Origin of the sequence: Myxococcus sp. CA005 (assembly GCF_006518205.1) — a bacterium.
GTDB classification, from domain to species: Bacteria; Myxococcota; Myxococcia; order Myxococcales; family Myxococcaceae; genus Myxococcus; species Myxococcus xanthus.
Genome location: NZ_SRLV01000022.1, coordinates 82053 through 100232 on the forward strand (window position 1 = coordinate 82053; position 18180 = coordinate 100232).

Below are 18180 nucleotides of genomic sequence, written 5' to 3' on the forward strand. Positions count from 1 at the left end.
GGCCGCGCCTCAGTCCGCCAGCGGCATACCCCAGTCCGGCTGGCCGCGCTCGCCCTTCACCCAGCGGTACACCTCCAGCACCTGCTCCGCCTTCGCCCTCCAGGTGAAGTACTTGAAGATGCGCTCCCGGGCGCGCTCGCCCATGGGGCGGATGACGGACGGGTCCGCGGCCAGCTTCGTCAGCACCTCGCGCACGCGCAGGACGATTTCCTCCGGCGTCCCCATCTGGATGGCGAAGCCGGTGGCCGGGCTCACGATTTCCCCCGGGCCGCCGTAGTCCATGACGATGGGCACCAACCCCAGCGCCATGGCCTCGCACACCACCGCGCCGCCGAACTCGCGCACGCTGGGGAAGCCGAAGATGTGGTTCTTCGCCAGCCGGCCCTGGAGTTCCTGGTGCTTCACCCAGCCGGCGAAGGTGACGCCGGACTCGATGCCCTCGCGCGCCGCCTGCGCCCGGAGGTTGGCCATCTCCTGACCGTCACCGATGTACTCCAGCACCACCTTGCCCTCGCGGATGAGCGGCGCGGCGGCCTCCATCAGCATGGCCATGCCCTTGTACGGCACGAAGCGGCCCACGAAGGCCACGCGCAGGGGCAGCTCCACCGGGCCCTCCGACTTCTCCGTGCCGAAGCGCCGGGTGTCGATGGCGTTCTCCGGCACGTACACCGTCTTGCCCTGCCACTGCCCCGACACCTGCCCCCGCGTGGCGCGCGAGCCGGTGATGATGGCGGACGCGTTCTCCCGCGTGGACTTGTAGAAGGGCATCAGCTTGTAGACGTCACGGATGTAGCTCAGCCACTCCTTCTCCCGCCGCCGCGCGCCGCCAAAGCCCTTGGGCCAGGGCAGACCGCCATTGAGCGGCCCCATGACGAAGGGCACGCCCGCCTTCTTGCACCGCGCCGCCAGCGTGCTGGGCGTGGTGGGGCTGATGGGCGTGTAACGGTGCACCAGGTCGAACTCACCCGCCTCGATGCGCGGGCCGAAGCGGCGCCAGAGCACCTCCTCGAAGTAGTAGTAGGGCAGCGCGCTCAACGCGGTGGCCGTCGTCCAGCCCACCCCCGTCTTTCCCCGCAGCACCTCGCCCACCTTGTCGAGCGGCTTCTCCACCGGCGTGGAGTCCAGCGCGGTGAACTGCGAGCCCTCCTGCACCCCCTGTTTGAGGATGTTCTCCCGGTTGCGGACGTGGGTGACCAGGTGCACGTCCGCCACCTCGGCCAGAGCGCGGTAGAGCGACCAGCCTTCGAGCGGGACACTCACCCAGTCGGGGTTGCACAGCTCGGCAATCAGAAGGACGCGTGGGCGGGGAGCAGGCATACGTGCCACTCCATCTATCCCAACCCGCTCCCCGGATGTAGCCTCCTCCGGGTCTCGATGTACGCACCCGACCGGCCGCCCTACCTGCGCTACGGCGCACTGCTTGCTTTCCTGGTGCTGGCCACCGTGGGCGGCGCCGTCATCCACCCCGTGGTCGCGTTGGCCCCTGTGCTGTGCGTGGGGGTGGTGTGGGTCATCCTGAAGGTGCCGGTGAAGTACCCGGTGTTGGTGGTGACCTGGCTCGTCCTGGCGGTGGACTACGTGCCAGAACGGCCCCAGTCGGGCCTGTGGCCCTCGCCGCTCCACCCGCTGGGCGAGCTGATGTTCGCGCAGCTCAGCTACATCACCAAAATCGGGGCGCTGCGCTTCCCGCTGGTGGACGTGCTCATCCTCGGGTTGATGGGGCTGGCGATGTACCGGCGGGTGACGAAGTCCACCATCGACCCGGAGCCGCTGCCCATGCCCCGGCCGCTCATCGCCGTGGTGGCGCTGTCCCTGGTCGCCATCCTCTGGATGGAGGTGCGCGGCATCGCCCGGGGCGGGGACATCAAGAACTCGCTGTGGCAATGGCACCAGGCCGCGATGATGCCCTTCATCGTGGCGATGTATCACTACGCCATGCGGGGCCCGGAGGACTGGCCCGCCTTCGCGAAGACCATCATCCTGGCGGGCCTCACCAAGTCCGCGGTGAGCACCTACTTCGCCATGGTCGTGGTGCACGAGCTGGGCGTGGAGGTGGAGTACACCACGTCCCACTCCGACTCGATGACGTTCGTCTTCGCCCTGCTGGTGGCGACGATGCGCTTCATCGAGAAGCCCAAGTCCGCGCACATGCTGCGCGGCCTGGCCATCATCGCCTTCATTGGCATTGGGATGATTTTCAACGACCGGCGCCTGGCCTATGTCAGCTTCGCCGGCTGCCTGCTGGCGGCCTTCCTCATCAACCCGTGGACGCCGCTGAAGCGGTTCCTGGTGCGGACGCTGCCGTTCTTCGCGCCCTTCATCATCGTGTACATCGCGGCGGGGTGGAACTCCGGCTCGTCCGTCTTCGCGCCGGTGCAGACCATCCGCTCGCTGATTGACGGCCAGGGCGGCGAAGGCAACCTGGACTACCGCGACATCGAGAACCTGGACATGATTGCGACGTGGGCCCAGTTCCCCATCCTGGGCACCGGCTACGGGCATGAGTTCCTGGAGCCCATCCCACTGCCGGACATCGCCTTCGTCTTCCCTCAGTACCGCTTCCACCCGCACAACTCACTGCTGGGGCTGTTCGCGTTCGGAGGGCTGCTGGGCTACACGGGCGTGTGGATGTACCTGGCCGTCACCATCTACCTGGTGGTGCGCTCGTATCACCGCACCGACGTCTCGGAGTACCGCGCCGCCGCGCTCATCATCGTGGGACTGGTGGCCACGTACATCAACCAGGTGTTCGGGGACATGGGCATCATCTCGTACATCTGCACGTTCCAGATATCGCTGGCCGTGGCCATGACGGGGAAGCTCGCCGTGCACACCGGCGCGTGGCCCATGCCCCACAGCCGGCTGCTGGGCCCCGCGCCCGCGGCGCCCGTGCCACCACCAGGCGCCATCACCTACCCCAACGAGGACGCCCCATCCTCCGCCGCGAACCCGCGCTGAGCGCGGCGGCTACAGCAGGGTGCCACGGAGGATGAGCTCCGCCGTGGTGAAGTAGATGACCAGCCCGCTGACGTCCACCAGCGTGGCCACGAAGGGCGCGGACGCGCTCGCGGGGTCGAAACCGAGCCGCCGCAGCAGGAACGGCAGCATCGACCCCGCCAGCGTCCCCCACGTCACCACGCCCAACACCGCCAGCCCCACCGTGAGGGCCACCCTGAAGGCGTGCTCGCCGTAGAGGTGGAACAGCACCTGCCAGAGCAGGATGCGCGCCACACCCACCGAGCCCAATACCAACCCCAGTGCCAGGCCGGACAGCAGCTCCCGCCGCAGCACGCGGACCACATCCCGCAGGCGCACCTGCGCCAACGCCAACGCGCGGATGACCAGCGTGGAGGCCTGACTGCCGGCGTTGCCTCCCGCGGAGATGATGAGCGGCACGAAGAGGCTGAGCACCACCGCGCGGGCAATCTCATCCTGGTAGCGCGTCATGGCGGTGGCGGTGAGCATCTCCGACAGGAAGAGCACCAGCAGCCAGCCCGCGCGCTTCTTCAGCATGGCGGGCAGGCCCACCTCCAGGTACGGCGCCCCCAGGGCCTCCGTGCCACCCACCTTCTGGATGTCCTCGGTGGCCTCCGCCTGCACCACGCTGACGATGTCATCCACGGTGACGATGCCCTTCATCAGCCCCTGGTCGTCCACCACGGGGATGGCCGCCAGGCCGTACCGGGCGAAGAGGCGCCCCACCTCCTCCTGGTCCGTGTCCTCCCGCACGCGGATCAACTCCGTGCGCATCACCTCCCGCACCGCCTTGTCCGGCGTGGCCTGGAAGAGCTGGCGCAGGGAGACCACGCCCTTGAGTCGCTGTGCCTCGTCCAGCACATAGGCGTAGTAGACGGTCTCCACCTGCTCGCGGGCCTGCCGGCGCAGGTAGCTGAGGGCCTCGTCGATGCGCATCTCCGGCCGCACGCGGACGAAGCGCGGGTTCATCAGCCCACCCGCTGCGTCCTCGCCGTACGCCAGCAGCGCCCGCACCTCACGCAAGGACGGCGCGTCGAGCAGGGCCAGCCAGGCCTCCCGCGCCTCGGGAGACAGCCGCTGCACGACATCCGCCGCGTCATCCGGCGCCATCGCCCGCAGCCACGTGCCCCGCTCCCCGGGCGAGAGCGCCTCGAGCAGCCCCAGTTGCGCTGGAGCATTCAGGGTGGCGAAGAAGTCCCGCGCGCGCTCGGGCGGCAGCAGGTGGAAACCCTCCACCCGCTCTCGCGCCGACAGCGCCGGCCACGCGTCACGCAGCTCGTCTTCGTGGACCGACTCGGCCTCGGGCTCCATCCGCCTCCCCCTCTTCCGCCAACCCAGGCAGGCGGCCCGGCGGCGTCATGGCGCGGGCTTGCCCGGCTCCACCGGAAGCACGACGTGAAAGGTGCTGCCCATGCCCTGGCTGCCGGGAGACTCCGCCCAGATGCGCCCGCCGTGGCGTTCGACGATGCCCCGCGCAATCGACAGCCCCAGGCCCAGCCCGCCGTAGGAAATCCCGTGCGCGCGGCCGAAACGCTCGAAGATGTTCTCCAGCTTCTCGCCGGGGATGCCCAGCCCGTGGTCCACCACCTCCACGTGCACGCGCCCCGCCTCCTCGCGGGCGGCGAGCCGGATGCGCCCGCCCTCCGGTGAGTAGCGCAGCGCGTTCGACACCAGGTTGGTGAACACCTGGTCCAGCCGCTCGCGGTCTCCCGGCACCACCAGTCCCTCGGGGGCGTCCAGCTCGATGTGCTGGCCTTCGGGCAGCGGCTCGAAGTGCTCGGCCACGTCGCGCAGCAGCGCGCCCACGTCCAGCGACTTCGGCTCCAGGTGCAGCTCGCCCCGCTGGATGCGCCCCACGTCGAGCAGGTTCTCCACCAGCTTCGCCATGCGATTCACGCTGCGGTGGATGCCGTGCAGCGCCTTGTCCACGCCCGGCGCCAGCGTGTCGCCCGCCTTCACCGAGGCCAGGTGCGCATACCCCCGCGCGGCCTGCAACGGCGTGCGCAGCTCGTGCGCCGCCATGGTGAGGAACATGTCCTTCGCCTCACTGGCCGCCCGCAGCGTCTCCACCGCCCGGCGCGCGTCGTCGATGTCCGTCGCCGTGGAGACCCAGCCGGCGAGCTGCCCCTGCTCGTCGCGCTCTGGAATGGTGCGCGTCAGGAACCAGCGGTACTCGCCATCCGCCCGCCGCAGCCGGCACTCCTGCTCCAGCGGGTGGCCCTCGCGCTGGGCTTCCTGCCAGGCGCTCCGAAGGCTGGGAGCGTCCTCCGGGTGCAGGCAGTACAGCGTGTCCTTCCACTTCCGCCCCTGCTCCGGCGACAGCCCCGCGTAGTCCAGCCAGCCCCGGTTGGCATAGCCGATGGTGCCGTCCAGCAGCAGCTCCCAGACGAACTGGGGCATGGTGTCCACCAGCCGGCGGAAGCGCAGCTCGCCCTGCTGCTCCAGCATCCGGCGCTCGCGTGCCCACAACGCGGATTCATGCCGCTGGAGCCGCTGCTGCTGGAGGTACAACCCGACGAAGGCCTCCACCTTCCAGCGCAGCACGTCCGGATGGAAGGGCTTCACCACGTAGTCCGCCGCGCCCACCGCGTAGCCGTGCACCAGGTGGGCTTCGTCGCGGCTGTGCGCGGTGAGGAAGATGATGGGCGTATAGCGGGTGCGCTGGCGCTGGCGGATGAGGCGGGCCGTCTCGAAGCCGTCCACGCCGGGCATCTGCACGTCCAGCAGGATGACGGCGAAATCCTCCCGAAGCAGCCATCGCAGGGCCTCGGGGCCCGAAGACGCCCTCACCAACCGTTGACCCAGCGGCTCCAGGACGGCCTCCAGCGCGAGCAGGTTGGCCGCGTTGTCGTCCACCAGCAGGACACTCGTGGCGAGCGGCTCCAGCCGGGTGAGCGCATGGAACGTGGGTTGCTCGGGCATTTTCACCCGCGATGCCTCCCTTCGTGCCTGCCCCCAGGCAGTCATGCGCCATGGGGGGATGTGGCAACGGGTCCAACCCGCCGTGCCCACGGGTCTCCGCCAGGCGGGCGAACCCAGCGCCCCCCGGTCAGGACGGCCCCATCATGGTGCCGCCCCAGGACGCCCACCAGTCCGCGGAAGGCCCGTACCAGGCCAGTGACGGCCTGGTAACACCTTCCAGCGCGGCGGGACCTCCTATCGTGTAGCCCGCTACACCACCGCCCGCTGGAGCATCTGCGCGAGCATGTCCGCGCTGCGCTCGCTGCTGAACGTCGTCTCCACCTTGCGGCGGCCCGCCTCACCCAGCCGGTGGGCCTCCTGGGCGTCGCGCGCCACGGTCTCCAGCTTGTCCGCCAGGGTGCGGGGCTGCTGCGGGGGCACGAGGATTCCGTCCACCCCGTCATCCACCAACTCCGGCACCCCACCCGCGCCCGTCACCACCACGGGCACGCGCATGGCCATGGCCTCCATGATGGCCACGCCCAACGGCTCCTGGAGGCTGGCCAGCGAGAAGATGTGCGCGCGCTCGATTTCACCGCGCACCGTGTCCTCGCTCACCGCGCCCAGCAACGTCACCGCGTCGCCCAGGCCCGTCTCCTGGATTTTGGCCTCCAGCACCTTGCGGTACGTGGTGCCGCCGGCCTCGTCCTCGCCCGCGATGGACAGCCGCGCGTCCAGCCCCTTCGCGCGCAACATCCCCACCGCGTCGATGAGGTCCGCGTGGCCCTTGCAGGGGTTGAGGCGGCCGCAGGAGAAGATGCGCAGCGGGCCTTCACCCGTCCACGCCGAGTAGGGCACGGAGCGGTTGAACTTGCGCAGCTCCACGCCCATGGGTGCCAGCTCGATGCGCGACGGCAGCGCGCCGGCCAGCTCGTCATTCACTTCCTTGAGCAGCTTCTTTGTAATCACGAAGGCGAACCGCGCGTGCCGCCACTTCTCGCGCTGGTTGGGGCCGTAGTCGTACAGCGGCCCGTGCAGCGTCAGGCTGTAGGGCAACCCCGACAGCAGGTTCGCGAAGAGCGCCACGTGCGCGGCGTTGGCGCATGAATGGACGTGGACGTGCGTCCAGCCCCGCTCCCGCGCCAGCGACGCCAGCCGGCCGCCCATGACGGCGAAGGCCAACAGTTGCGCGCGCCCCTTTGCGTCCAGCCCCTCCGCTCGGGCGATGGAGGCCAGGCACCGGGCCCAGCCCGTGGGCATGGCGCGGGCCACCTCCGCGGCGGCCTTGGCGACCCCCAGCGGCCCCGGCGGCGTCAGGTACTCCGTGCGCGACATGGCCTCGCGCGCCCAGCTGTGCGAGATGATGCGCGCGGGAGGCGGACGCGTGGACACCAGCTCCGGCGTCACGCCCTTCCCCTGGAGCGCCTGCAACTCGCGCCAGAAGAAGATGTGCGTCTGTCCGGGGAACTCGGGAATCAAATAGCCAATCTTCTGCACACTGGATGGCATAACACGCCTGCCTGCCCCTGCCACGGCGTGGGTAGGCGCGTACCCAGCCCGTCACACGCCCTTCACGCTCGCGGTGGGGAGGGCTTCGCGAGCCCCGCCGGACCACCTGGGGAGCGCGCGATGGAACGCCCGGTCCGGGAGGCGGTGACTGTCGCGCGTCACCGGCGCGCTCCGCGGCAGCCAGGCGGGCCGCCGCGCCCCGGACTGCCCGGAGAGGCCGTTGGGCCGGCGCCACGCGTTGCGCTATACCGAGCCCCTCCCCATGGCAGCCGATTCCAGCGCACCTCCCGCCGACGCCACCTCGACCGACAGCGCCATTCCGTCCCCGGCGTTGCAACGGCTGTGGTTCGCCCTGGAGCGCCACGCGTGGAGCTTCCTCACGGTGGTGCCGGCCCACCCGGGTGCTCCGGCGCTGGAAGCCGCCACGGCGGTGCTGGAGGCGGGCGCGCCCTACGCCTACACGCAGAAGGTCCACCTGGAAGACGCCACCGGCCTGTCGCCCACGGCCGCCGCGCAGAAGGTGTTGGAACTGCGCGAGCGTGTGTCCCGGGGTGAGCGTGTCGTCGCCGTCATCGACTCGTTGATGACCCATCCGGCCAGCCTGCCGCTGGCGCTGGCCGCCGACGGCTGCCTCCTCTGCGTCACCCTGGGCGAGACGGACTTCGGCGCCGCCAGCAAGACCCTGGAGTTCGTGGGCCGCGAGCGCTTCCTCGGCAGCGTCACCTTTCCCCGGCTGACGAAGAAGCAGCGCCGGGCGGCGTCCCAGAAGAAGAAGGCATGAGCTCCACCTCCGCGCCCCGGCTCAGCGTCGTCATCGCCACGTACAACCGGCTGCCCCTCATCACCCGGCTGCTGTGGCAGTTGGCCGGGCAGACGCTGCCGCCCGAGCAGTTCGAGGTCGTCGTGGTGGACGACGGCTCCAAGGAGCCCACTCGCGAGCCGCTGCAGGCCCTGGCCCTGCCCTACACCCTGCGCGTGGAGGTGCAGCAGAACGCGGGCGCCGCCGCCGCCCGGCACCGGGGCGTCATGGCCGCCCGGGGCGACGTGGTGCTCGTCACGGATGACGACATGCAGGTGGCCCCGGACTTCCTGGAGCGGCACCTGGCGCACCATCCGGAGGGCTCGCGAACCGTGGTGCTGGGCCGCATCCGGCCGGACCCGTCCATTGGCGACATGCCGTTGTTCGAGCGCTGGTACGCGTACCTCAACAACCGCATGGCCGAGGAGCTCTCCACGCCCGGTGCCCGCGCCCGCGGCGTCCACCTGTTCACCGGCAACGTGTCCTTCCCCCGCGCGGACTACGTGGGCGTGGGCGGCTTCGACAAGTCATTGGGACAGTCGGAGGACGTGGAGTTGGGCGTGCGGCTGGAGAAGGCCGGCTGCGCCTTCGTCTTCGCGCGTGACGCGTACGTACTGCACGGCAGTGACCACGTGTCCTTCGAGCGCTGGCTGAAGCGCGCGCACCGCTACGGCATGTTCGACACGCAGGTGGCCCGGAAGCACCCGGACGTGCGTGACGTCAATCCGTGGCGGCTGCTCTTCCAGACCAACCCCCTGACCCGCCCGCTGCTGGCCGCCACCCTGGTGGCGCCGGACGCGTCACGCGTGCTGACGCGCGCGGTGATGCACGCCGCCAACGCCGCGGACAAGCTGGGCCTGGAGAAGGCCGCCTTCGCCGGCACCTCCGTGGTGTACGGGATGGAGTATCTGCGCGGCGCGCGCGGCGAGGCCGGCGGCTGGACGGGCATTGCCCGCGAGGTCGCCCGCTACCTGCAGGGCCGGGGGGAGTAGTCACACACCATGCTGAAGGCCAGGGAATCGATGATTGGCTCGCTCGTCACGGATGCGCTGGAACTGGCGAAGGCCGCCAATGGCAACTCGGACGCGAAGTCCATCGCCAAGGTGGTGCTGACCAGTGATTCGTACCGCATCACCGCGCTCAACCGCGCCCGCGAGGCCGCGCTGGCCTACCGCATCCCCCTGGTCAACCACGTACTGCGCGTGGCGCAGACGGCGGTGATGGGGATTGAGATTGGCAAGGACGTCACGCTCGGCAAGGGCGTGTACTTCGTGCACAGCCTGGGCGTCGTCATCGGCGGCGACGCGCGCATTGGCGACCGCGTGCGCTTCTACGGGAACAACACCGTGGGCACCGCGAAGGACAACGGCTATCCCGTCATCGAGGATGACGTCTGGATTGGCGCGGGGGCCCGCATCCTGGGACCGGTGCGCATCGGCGCGCGCTCGCGCATCGGCGCCAACGCGGTGGTGCTCCAGGACGTGCCGCCGGACAGCGTGGCCGTGGGGATTCCCGCCCGCATCTTCCCGCGCAAGGACACGGACGAAGTCGCGCTCTAGCGCGGCGGGGTGGGCGCCACCCATGGAGGATGAAGTGATGCGTTCGCGGACGAAGGCGCGCTGTGCCGCGGTGACGGCGGCGCCCCCAGGGAGGACGGAGTGATGCGTTCGCGGACGAAGGTTGGCGCCGCTGTACTGGCGGGTGCGCTGCTGGCCGGTGGCACCGTGACGGTGGCGCGGGCCGTCGGCGCGGAAGCGCCGGGCGCGAGCAACGCGGCCACGGCGGCGCCGGGCGCGGGCGACGCGCCGGGCTCGGGCACGAACGGCCCCGGCGCAGAGAAGACCGCGCCGGTGATGCTGTACGACGGAGGCCTGTCCCCCGATTGGAAGGACCTCGGCTGGGCGCAGCGCGAGCTCCCCAAGGGCGCGCCGGCGCGCATGCGCCTGTTCAACTACGCCGGGTGGATTCTCTACCGGCCCAAGCTGGAGGGCACCTTCGGCGCGCTGTCGTTCCGGTTCAGCGCTCCAGAGTCCTTCGGCGAGTTCCTGGAGGTCCGCCTGGACGCTCCGGGCGCCGCCAGCTTCCCACGCGTCCCCATCATCCCCGAGCTCCAGGTCCGCAAGGACGGTGAGTGGTCTGAGATTGTCATCCCCATGGAGCAGCTCAACCCGCGCGGCCAGCCGTTCGACCGCGTGGTGCTGCGCGCGTCCAAGAGCGTGGGCCGTGAATGGGTGCTGTTCGACAAGGTGTCGCTGGTGCCGCTGCCGCCCGAACTGGCCGCCGCGCTGGCCGCGGGGGGCGGACGCACGGGCCAGGGCAGTGGCCGCGAAGCGCCGATGACCATCGACTGCACCGCGCCGAGCCACCGCATCAGCCCGCTCATCTACGGCATCGCCTTCGACGGGTTGACGGAGAAGCGCGACAAGCACCAGTACGAGGTGGGCGCCACCACGCGCCGCTGGGGCGGAAACCCCACGTCCCGCTACAACTGGAAGCTGGGCGGCGCGTGGAACACCGCGAACGACTGGTTCTACCAGAACGTCGACATCGGCCTGAGCTACGACGACTTCCTGGAGTCCAACCGCAAGCACGGGATGACGTCCGCGCTGACGGTGCCCATCCTGGGCTGGGTGGCCAAGGACGCGAAGTCGGTGGGCTTCCCCGTGTCGCGCTTCGGCTCGCAGCAGCAGGAGGACAATGGCTCGGGCAACGGGCTCGCCCGGGATGGCACGCCGCTGAAGCCCGGCGCGCCGACGCTCACCAGTACCGAGGCCCCACCGGAGTTCATCGCCGAGTGGATCCGCGCCATCCGGAAGAAGGACCAGGAGCGAGGGCAGCGCAGCGTCCAGACGTACATCCTGGACAACGAGCCCATGCTCTGGAACTCCACGCACCGCGACGTGCACCCGGAGCCGCTGTCGTATGACGGGTTGCTGGAGCGCACGATTGCCTACGGCACGGTGGTGCGGAAGGAAGACCCGGAGGGCCTCATCGCGGGCCCGGCCGAGTGGGGCTGGACGAACTACCTGTGGTCCGCGGCGGACTTCGCGCCGGGGAAGATGCCGCACTCCGACCGGCGCGCGCACGGCAACATGCCGCTGCTGCCCTGGTACCTGCGGCAACTGCGCGAGCACGAGAAGAAGACGGGCGTGCGGCTGCTCGACATCGTGGACCTGCACTTCTATCCACAGACGAACGTCGGTGTCGGCCTGGAGGGCAACACGGACCCGGCCACCAACGCGCGCCGCATCCGCTCCACGCGCGGGCTGTGGGACCCCACGTACAAGGACGAGTCCTGGATTGGCGAGCCCATCCGGCTGATTCCGCGCATGAAGGAGTGGGTCGCCGACAACTACCCGGGCCTGCGCATCTCCATTGGTGAGTACAACTTCGGCGCCTTCCGGCACATGAGCGGCGGCCTGGCCCAGGCCGAGGCGCTGGGCCGCTTCGCGCAGGAGAACATCTACTCCGCCTACTTCTGGCAGTACCCCACCGAGGGCTCGCCGGTGTTCTGGGCGTTCCGCGCGTTCCGGAACTTCGACGGCAAGGGGAGCCGCTTCCAGGACTGGTGGGTGCCCGCGAAGGCCACCGAGGGCACCAGCGTGTTCGCCTCGCGCGACGAGGCGGGCGGGAAGATGGTGGCGGTGGTGCTCAACTTCGACCCGGACCAGGCCGCCCAGGCGCAGATTCAACTCAAGGGCTGCGGGACACTCGACAGCGTGCGCGTGCTGGGCTACTCGGGCGCACCTGGGGGGTTCACCGAGCAGACTCCCGGTGCGAAGGCCGCGGGTTCCCTGACCCAGCGGCTGCCGCCCTATTCCATGACCGTGCTCGACCTGACGGTGAAGAAGCCATGAGCTCCGCCGCGACGCCCGTACCCCCGCAGACCCCGTTCACCACTGGCCGAGCGCGCCTGAACATCGGCCAGCTCGCCATCGACCAGCTCACCTTCGAGGAGGCGGTGACGGAGATTGGCCGGCTGGTGGACTCGCGCCAGGGCGGCTACGTGTTCACCGCCAACGTGGACCACGTGGTGCTGGCCGAGGACAACGTGCAGTTCCGCGAGGCGTACTCACGCGCCACGATTTCGGTGGTGGATGGCATGCCCATCGTCTGGGCCTCGCGCGCCATGGACGTGCCGCTGCCCGAGCGCATCGCCGGTTCGGACCTCATCCTCCCGCTAATGAAACTGGGGGCGGGGCGCAAGTGGCGCGTGTTCCTGCTGGGCGCGGGCCCCGGCGTGGCGGAGAAGGTGGGCCGCATCGTCAGCGAGCAGTACGGCGTGGAGGTGGTGGGCTGGGATTCGCCCATGGTGCGCCTGGACGGCGGCGACGCGCAGAACGACCCGATTGTCGCGAAGATTCGCGAGAAGGACCCGCACCTGCTCCTGGTGGCGCTGGGCAGCCCGAAGCAGGAGGTGTGGATTTCGCAGGTGGCCTCCAAGCTGGGCCCCACGGTGGCCATTGGCATTGGCGCGGGGTTGGACTTCATCGCCGGGACGGCGAAGCGCGCGCCCGTGTGGATTTCGCGCGCGGGCTTCGAATGGCTGTACCGCCTGGTGAACGAGCCCAAGCGCCTGTGGCGGCGGTACATCCTGAATGACTCCCGCTTCGCCACGATTCTGCTGCGCGAGTTCTGGCAGCGGACGGGTGCGAAGAAGCCGGAGTAGCCGCCCGCGTCACACGGGGGTGAACTTCATCCCCGTGGCGCCGGACTGTTCCAGCGCGCTCTTGAGGTCCTCGGAGACGATGAGCGCGATGTCCCAGCCCCAGGTGCGGAACACCTTGGCGTCGCCCACCTTCGAGGGGTCGATGTGCATGGAATCCACCGCGGAGTACTGCCCCACTTTCTCGGGCAGGTCGTCCTCGGGCTTCCAGAACTGCACCTGGGACGCCTCATCATCGATGCAGCGGATGAGCTTGGTGGCGACGAGGATGAGGTACGAGTCCGGCTGCCCCGGAACATCCACGGGAATGAGCTGCACGTCATCGGGCGCCAGCTGTGCGAAGAGCGATGCCACGCTGACGTGAACCACCGGTGTCACACCGATGCCCGCGGTCGAGAAGTCCAACCGCCTCCCCGTCGCGTCGACGGGGATGGTCAGGCGCCCCTGGACCTGAACAGGTTGTCCCGCCCGGAACATCCAGGGGTCCTCCACCTCATTGCCTTGCGCATCGCGAGGGTCGCCCAAATCCCAGTTCCCGGATTGGATGTCCTCGGAGAGGTCGAAGTAGCGAGGGGCCATGGCGGCGTTCTAGCGCGGGTGCCCATGGGTCAGGAGCTTGTTGATCTCCGTTCCCTGGGTGGCGGCTTCCCTGGCCAGTTGTTGCAGCGCCTTGGTCAGGACCTTGCGGCACTCTTCTACGCTGCGGCAACGCGCGGTCGCGCTGTTCAATCGCCTGAAGACCAGTTCGTGGTACGCCTGGGGATGCGGACCTTGGTGGCCTTGAATCTGGACGATGTTCTCCGGGTCCTTCAGCTCCATCCCGGCACGCTTGAAGATTCTCCTGAACTCCGGCGTCCACGGCCCACCACGCGCAGCGGAGACGTCGTTCTTGTTCGTGGCGATGTGGTGCTTCTGTATGCGGCCCGCACCGCTAGAGCCACCGGCCGCCATCGCCACGGCATGCGGTGCCAGCGCGACGGTGAAACCATCGGCCGTCATCGCCACAGATTCCACGCGCCCGAGCGCCGCGTACCGGTAGCCCGCCTGCACCTCGACGTTCAGCGCCGCCTGTGAGGAGCCCGGTAGCCTGGGCGCCTTCGCCGCCAGCCCCGCCGTGTTCCCGATGGCCGCCGTGGCCAGCATGACAAAGATGCGCGCGGCGTTCTCCCCGAGCACCTCGCCGTAAGCCTCACCCGCCTCGCTGAGCTGCGCGAAGGTCGTGGCACGGTCCACCTGGCGCACCAGCGCAATCCACCCATCCAGCAAGAGCCACACCGTGTCCACGCCCAGGTAGGCAATCGCGGTCGCCGTCACGAGAGCAGCAACACCCTTGCTCACCGGCTCTGGCAAGGCCCACAGCAGCAAGTACATGCTGACGGACGCCGTCACCGTCGCCATCCAGGCCTGCGGATCCGCCATGTCGCGCAGTGCCTCGGCCGTCTCATCCCAGACCGAGTCCATGGCGATGGCCATCGCCAGTGTGTACTTCCCATCGCTGGCCAGCAGAGGGCCTTCATCCAGCAGTCGAAGGCAGTCACCCGGCTGCCGCTTTTGCGCGCACCATTGACCGTAGTCGCGCGTCAGTCTCTCGTCCGCATAAGCCATCAACAGGCGCGGACCATCCGCGCGCTCCTCCACGGGAATCAGCCGTTGGCCTCGGCGTTCGTACACATAGACGCCGCTCCTGTCCGGCACACCGAAGCGGTGTCGCGCATCGCGCAGTGGATGCAGGGAGGGCCGCACGTCCCGGGCCAATGACACCACGGCGGCCTCGAACACCTCATCGTCAAGTTCCACGGAACTGGCGCCTTCCGCATCACGTGGTGTGTGTACGATGGGCGCCACGTCTCCCGTGTCCAGACGGACCACACGCACCGTCGAGCACGCAGGCCCGATGAGCAGCAACAAGAGCATCCAAGACAGCCGCATGGGCATCCCCCGTGGCCTCGATGCCATGCGAGGCGCCCCGTCAAACCAACTCCCGGGTGTGCCGGCAACCTTCAAGGGTACGCTCAGCGCTGGCGCATCGGCTTCGCCCCCCTCTGGATTCCATAGGGGACGAACCAGGCCCATGTATTGCTCCCCCGGAGGACCTGACCGCGAACCGGCTGGAGCGCGCGGTGGTGACCTGGGCCAACGCCTGACATGAGCGGTGGGACAGAGCGCGTCGGAAAATGGTTTCGTCCATTTTCCCCGCCCCGGACGTTGGGCATTTCGTGGACCCCGTAGGCCCCTCCAGACGTGGCCCTTTGAGCGACGACACCTCGGCGGAGACAGGCCCGTGGCTTGCCCGGTTCCACGCCGGAGACGCCCGCGTCCTCAACGCCTGCTACCGCGACCACTTCGACACGGTGTACCGCGCCGCCGTCCGCGTCCTCCCGGCTGTGGACGCGGAGACCGTGGTCCACGACGTCTTCCTCCGGCTCGTGTCCGACGAGGCCGCGCGCCGCTCCTTCCAGGGCGGCTCCCTGGCAGGCTGGCTGCACACGCTCTCCCACAACCTCGCCGTGGACCGGGTGCGCCGTCAGCGGCGTGAGTCGGACGCCCTGGCCCAGCTCGCCGTGGAGTCCTCCGCCTCCGAAGAGCCCACACCACCCGAGCCCGGGCTTGACGCCAGCTTCCTCCTGGAGCGCTTCCGCCAGGAAAGCCTGCCGCCCAAATGGGCCCCCGTCTTCGAGGCTCGCTTCGTGCTCCAGCTCAGCCAGCGCGAGGCCGCCGCCGCCCTGCGCATGCGCCGCACAACCCTCGCCTACCAGGAGCTGCGCGTCCGCCAACTCCTCAAGAAGTTCCTCCTCACTCCGGAGGCCCGATGAGCCCCGCCTGCGCCCTCTTCCCCCTCGTCGACCGTCACTTCTCCGGGCGAATCGCGCCCCCGGACGAACGGCGCATGCGCGAGCACCTCCCGGACTGCGCCCACTGCCGCGAGCGCTATGAGCGGCAGCTCCTCCTCGCCCGGCTGGACCCTTCCGCCCCGGATGCGCGGACACGGCTGGCCCGGGGCCTGGGGCTCGAAACACGGCCGCCCGCGTCCCTCTGGCAGCGGGTGCTCCACGGCATGGGCGGCCCACATGCGCCTTCGGCTCCAGCGCGGCTCGCCCCCGTCGGCGAGGCACGGAATGGAACCTCCATTCCGGGCCGGCAGGTGCCCAGCCCGAACACCTCGGTGGCGCCAACGTCCCGCCGTCCCATGCCCACGCCCCCGGCGTCCGACAGACGGGTTCCCCGCTGGTGGCCCCTGGCGCTCGCACCTGTGGCGGTCGCCTGCCTCGCGCTGCTCGTGGTCCGCCTGCCCTCCGCTTCCACCGACGACGCGGGCTTCACCGCCCGGGGCGCGGGCAATGCGGCGGCCCAGGCGCGGCTGCTCGCCTATGCCGTGGCGCCCGGCGGGCACACCACCCTCCTGGGCCCGAAACTTCGGCCCGAGCAAGAGCTGGCCTTCGCCTTCCGCAACCCCGACGCCCACCGCTTCCTCATGGTCTTCGCCCGGGACACCGCGGGCCGCGTCTACTGGTACCACCCGAGCTGGACCGACCCGGCGAGCGACCCCTCGGCCATCTCCATTCCCCCGGGCGACACCTTGCGCGAGCTGCCTGAAGCCATCTCTCATCCGCTCGCTCCCGGGGCCCTCACCCTCCACGCTGTCTTCCTGGAGTCGCCGCTCACCGTGAAGCAGATGGAGGCGCTCGTGGAGCAGGGCGACCTCGACGCCGTGCTCCCCGCTGGCGCGGACGCCACCTCGCTCCAGCTCCAGGTCATCCCATGAGATTCGCCGCCCTGCTCCTCGCCCTGCTGCCGGTGGCCGCGGGCGCCGCCTCACCACAGGCCGCGACGCCTCCGCCGCGCACCGCATCCTTCGCGCTCATCATCGGCGTCAATCGCAGCCATGAACCGGACCAGCCCGCGCTGCGCTTCGCGGATGACGATGCCGCGCGCTACCTGGACCTGTTCCGCATGCTCGGCGCACGCACGTACCTGCTCGCGCGCATGGATGACAACACGCGCCGGCTACACCCGCAGGCCGCCGCCGAGGCCCTGGACCCCAAGCACCCCGAGCTGGCCTCCTCCGTGAAGAAGCTGGGCGAAGACATCGCCCTCGCGCGCAGCCGTGGCGTGGAGACGGTGGCCTACGTCGTCTACGCGGGCCACGGGAACGTGCGCAACGGCGAGGGCTACGTCAGCCTGGAGGACGGTCCCCTCACCGGGCAGACGCTGTCCTCGGACGTGGTGGGCAAGCTCGGCGCCGACCGCGTCCACCTCATCGTCGACGCGTGCTACTCGTACTTCCTGGCCTACAGCCGCGGGCCCGGCGGACAGCGGCGCCCCCTGCCCGCGGGCTTCACGCGCGCGGTGGGACTGGCGCTGGCGGACAACGTGGGCCTCTTGCTGTCCACCTCGTCCGCCCGCGAGAGCCACGAGTGGGAGGCCTTCGAGGCCGGCGTCTTCAACCATGAGGTGCGCTCGGGCCTCTTCGGCGCGGCGGACGCGGACGGTGACGGGCAGGTCAGCTACCGCGAAATCGCCGCCTTCGTGGAGCGCGCCAACGCGGCCATTCCGAACGAGCGCTTCCGCCCCCAGCTCCACGCTCGGCCGCCCAAGGGCTCCGAACTGCTGGTGGACCTGCGCCCGGGGATGGAGCGGCGGCTCGAGGTCGACGGCGCCCAGGGCGCCCACTACCTCCTGGAGGACGCCAACGGCGTTCGTCTGGCCGAGTTCCACAACGCGCAAGGCCAGTCCCTGCGCCTGCTGCGCCCGCCTCCTCGCGGCCCTGTCTTCCTGCGGCGCATGGGCGATGAAGCACAGGAGTACGCGCTCCCCACCGCGCAAGACGTCGTGCGGCTGGAGTCCCTCTCCGCCGAAGCGCCTCGCGTGGCGTCACGCGGCGCCGCGCACGCGGCCTTCCAGCACATCTTCACCTTGCCCTTCGGCAGCGACACCGTCACCGACTTCGCGTTCCGCGAGCCGCCGCCTCTGACGCTGACGAAGGTCTCCGACTCAGGGAGCCTCCGGAGGCAGCTCGGCTGGGGCGCGCTGGCGCTGGGCGTGGCCTCCGCGGGCGCGGGCATGTGGGCCACGCTGGAGGCCCGAGACATCCGGAGCAGCGTCTCGCCCGAACTGCCGCAGCAGGAAGCCGCCGCGCACAACCGCCGCATCCGGACCTACAACACCGCCAGCGGCGTGCTCTACGGGGTCGGCGGCGCGGCGGTGCTGAGCGGCGCGCTGCTGTTCCTGTGGCCCGACTCGGACACCGTGCCGCTGGCCACCCTGAGCTCGGATGGCGCGGCCCTGGGCCTCACGGGCGCATTCTGATTCGTCCAACGCGTGGACACCT

15 protein-coding genes are annotated in these 18180 nt (G+C 70.0%); 9 read left to right on the top strand and 6 right to left on the bottom strand.

The genetic code is table 11. The features are described 5' to 3' along the window. Positions 1-9: 9 nt before the first annotated feature. Positions 10-1317, bottom strand: coding sequence for an exopolysaccharide biosynthesis glycosyltransferase EpsH (gene epsH, locus FMQ63_RS12555; protein ID WP_026113899.1), 1308 nt, complete (start codon positions 1315-1317; stop codon positions 10-12). 57 nt (positions 1318-1374) lie between these two features. Between epsH and wzy the strand changes: the two genes are divergently transcribed. Continuing rightward, positions 1375-2958: an exopolysaccharide repeat unit polymerase gene (wzy, locus tag FMQ63_RS12560; RefSeq protein WP_026113900.1), complete on the top strand. Its 1584-nt coding sequence runs from the start codon at positions 1375-1377 to the stop codon at positions 2956-2958. A gap of 9 nt (positions 2959-2967) precedes the next feature. Here wzy and mgtE read toward each other — a convergent pair whose 3' ends face one another. From mgtE to epsE, 3 genes are all read right to left on the bottom strand, one after another. Next, positions 2968-4287, bottom strand: a complete 1320-nt coding sequence (gene mgtE / locus FMQ63_RS12565; protein ID WP_011557351.1) for a magnesium transporter — start codon at positions 4285-4287, stop codon at positions 2968-2970. 45 nt (positions 4288-4332) lie between these two features. After that, positions 4333-5898, bottom strand: a complete 1566-nt coding sequence (epsF, locus tag FMQ63_RS12570) for a response regulator EpsF (RefSeq protein ID WP_020478617.1) — start codon at positions 5896-5898, stop codon at positions 4333-4335. A 249-nt stretch (positions 5899-6147) separates the two neighbouring features. Then, complete coding sequence (gene epsE, locus FMQ63_RS12575) at positions 6148-7374, bottom strand: exopolysaccharide biosynthesis GT4 family glycosyltransferase EpsE (protein WP_228556409.1); 1227 nt, start codon at positions 7372-7374, stop codon at positions 6148-6150. A 274-nt stretch (positions 7375-7648) separates the two neighbouring features. Here epsE and FMQ63_RS12580 point away from each other — a divergent pair, with 274 nt between their 5' ends. The 5 genes from FMQ63_RS12580 (at position 7649) to epsA (ending at position 12854) form a co-directional block, all read left to right on the top strand. Further along, positions 7649-8167: a hypothetical protein gene (locus tag FMQ63_RS12580; RefSeq protein WP_225888386.1), complete on the top strand. Its 519-nt coding sequence runs from the start codon at positions 7649-7651 to the stop codon at positions 8165-8167. Further along, entirely contained in the window at positions 8164-9177 is a 1014-nt protein-coding gene (gene epsD / locus FMQ63_RS12585) for an exopolysaccharide biosynthesis glycosyltransferase EpsD (protein WP_011557356.1), read from the top strand. The genes FMQ63_RS12580 and epsD overlap by 4 nt, the downstream gene beginning before the upstream one ends. A 9-nt stretch (positions 9178-9186) precedes the next feature. Then, the gene (gene epsC / locus FMQ63_RS12590; protein ID WP_020478618.1) at positions 9187-9744 is read left to right on the top strand and encodes a serine O-acetyltransferase EpsC; all 558 of its coding nucleotides are present in this window, start codon (positions 9187-9189) and stop codon (positions 9742-9744) included. Positions 9745-9846: 102 nt separating this feature from the next. Beyond that, on the top strand, positions 9847-12042 hold the full coding sequence (epsB, locus tag FMQ63_RS12595; RefSeq protein WP_020478619.1) for a GH44 family glycoside hydrolase EpsB: 2196 nt from the start codon (positions 9847-9849) through the stop codon (positions 12040-12042). After that, positions 12039-12854, top strand: a complete 816-nt coding sequence (gene epsA, locus FMQ63_RS12600) for an exopolysaccharide biosynthesis glycosyltransferase EpsA (protein WP_011557359.1) — start codon at positions 12039-12041, stop codon at positions 12852-12854. The genes epsB and epsA overlap by 4 nt, the downstream gene beginning before the upstream one ends. 9 nt (positions 12855-12863) lie before the next feature. Here the strand turns inward: epsA and FMQ63_RS12605 are convergent, their stop codons facing one another. Both FMQ63_RS12605 and FMQ63_RS12610 read right to left on the bottom strand, forming a co-directional pair. Then, entirely contained in the window at positions 12864-13430 is a 567-nt protein-coding gene (locus FMQ63_RS12605) for a DUF1629 domain-containing protein (RefSeq protein WP_011557360.1), read from the bottom strand. Between the two features lie 9 nt (positions 13431-13439). After that, positions 13440-14780: an AHH domain-containing protein gene (locus FMQ63_RS12610; protein WP_026113901.1), complete on the bottom strand. Its 1341-nt coding sequence runs from the start codon at positions 14778-14780 to the stop codon at positions 13440-13442. Between the two features lie 320 nt (positions 14781-15100). Between FMQ63_RS12610 and FMQ63_RS12615 the strand changes: the two genes are divergently transcribed. From FMQ63_RS12615 to FMQ63_RS12625, 3 genes are read left to right on the top strand one after another with little or no spacing between them, the layout of a single operon-like run. Then, positions 15101-15664 carry an RNA polymerase sigma factor gene (locus FMQ63_RS12615; RefSeq protein ID WP_020478620.1) on the top strand — a complete coding sequence of 188 codons (564 nt, stop codon included), beginning with the start codon at positions 15101-15103 and terminating at the stop codon, positions 15662-15664. Further along, positions 15661-16614 (top strand): hypothetical protein, encoded by a 954-nt coding sequence (locus tag FMQ63_RS12620; protein WP_011557363.1) that lies wholly within the window; start codon positions 15661-15663, stop codon positions 16612-16614. The genes FMQ63_RS12615 and FMQ63_RS12620 overlap by 4 nt, the downstream gene beginning before the upstream one ends. Continuing rightward, positions 16611-18158 (top strand): hypothetical protein, encoded by a 1548-nt coding sequence (locus tag FMQ63_RS12625; RefSeq protein ID WP_011557364.1) that lies wholly within the window; start codon positions 16611-16613, stop codon positions 18156-18158. The genes FMQ63_RS12620 and FMQ63_RS12625 overlap by 4 nt, the downstream gene beginning before the upstream one ends. Positions 18159-18180: the final 22 nt, after the last annotated feature.

Coding starts and splice junctions, on each gene's coding strand:
- epsH (WP_026113899.1), bottom strand. CDS start 1,317: ATGCCTGCTCCCCGCCCACGCGTCCTTCTGATTGCCGAGCTGTGCAAC.
- wzy (WP_026113900.1), top strand. CDS start 1,375: ATGTACGCACCCGACCGGCCGCCCTACCTGCGCTACGGCGCACTGCTT.
- mgtE (WP_011557351.1), bottom strand. CDS start 4,287: ATGGAGCCCGAGGCCGAGTCGGTCCACGAAGACGAGCTGCGTGACGCG.
- epsF (WP_020478617.1), bottom strand. CDS start 5,898: ATGCCCGAGCAACCCACGTTCCATGCGCTCACCCGGCTGGAGCCGCTC.
- FMQ63_RS12580 (WP_225888386.1), top strand. CDS start 7,649: ATGGCAGCCGATTCCAGCGCACCTCCCGCCGACGCCACCTCGACCGAC.
- epsD (WP_011557356.1), top strand. CDS start 8,164: ATGAGCTCCACCTCCGCGCCCCGGCTCAGCGTCGTCATCGCCACGTAC.
- epsC (WP_020478618.1), top strand. CDS start 9,187: ATGCTGAAGGCCAGGGAATCGATGATTGGCTCGCTCGTCACGGATGCG.
- epsB (WP_020478619.1), top strand. CDS start 9,847: ATGCGTTCGCGGACGAAGGTTGGCGCCGCTGTACTGGCGGGTGCGCTG.
- epsA (WP_011557359.1), top strand. CDS start 12,039: ATGAGCTCCGCCGCGACGCCCGTACCCCCGCAGACCCCGTTCACCACT.
- FMQ63_RS12605 (WP_011557360.1), bottom strand. CDS start 13,430: ATGGCCCCTCGCTACTTCGACCTCTCCGAGGACATCCAATCCGGGAAC.
- FMQ63_RS12610 (WP_026113901.1), bottom strand. CDS start 14,780: ATGCGGCTGTCTTGGATGCTCTTGTTGCTGCTCATCGGGCCTGCGTGC.
- FMQ63_RS12620 (WP_011557363.1), top strand. CDS start 15,661: ATGAGCCCCGCCTGCGCCCTCTTCCCCCTCGTCGACCGTCACTTCTCC.
- FMQ63_RS12625 (WP_011557364.1), top strand. CDS start 16,611: ATGAGATTCGCCGCCCTGCTCCTCGCCCTGCTGCCGGTGGCCGCGGGC.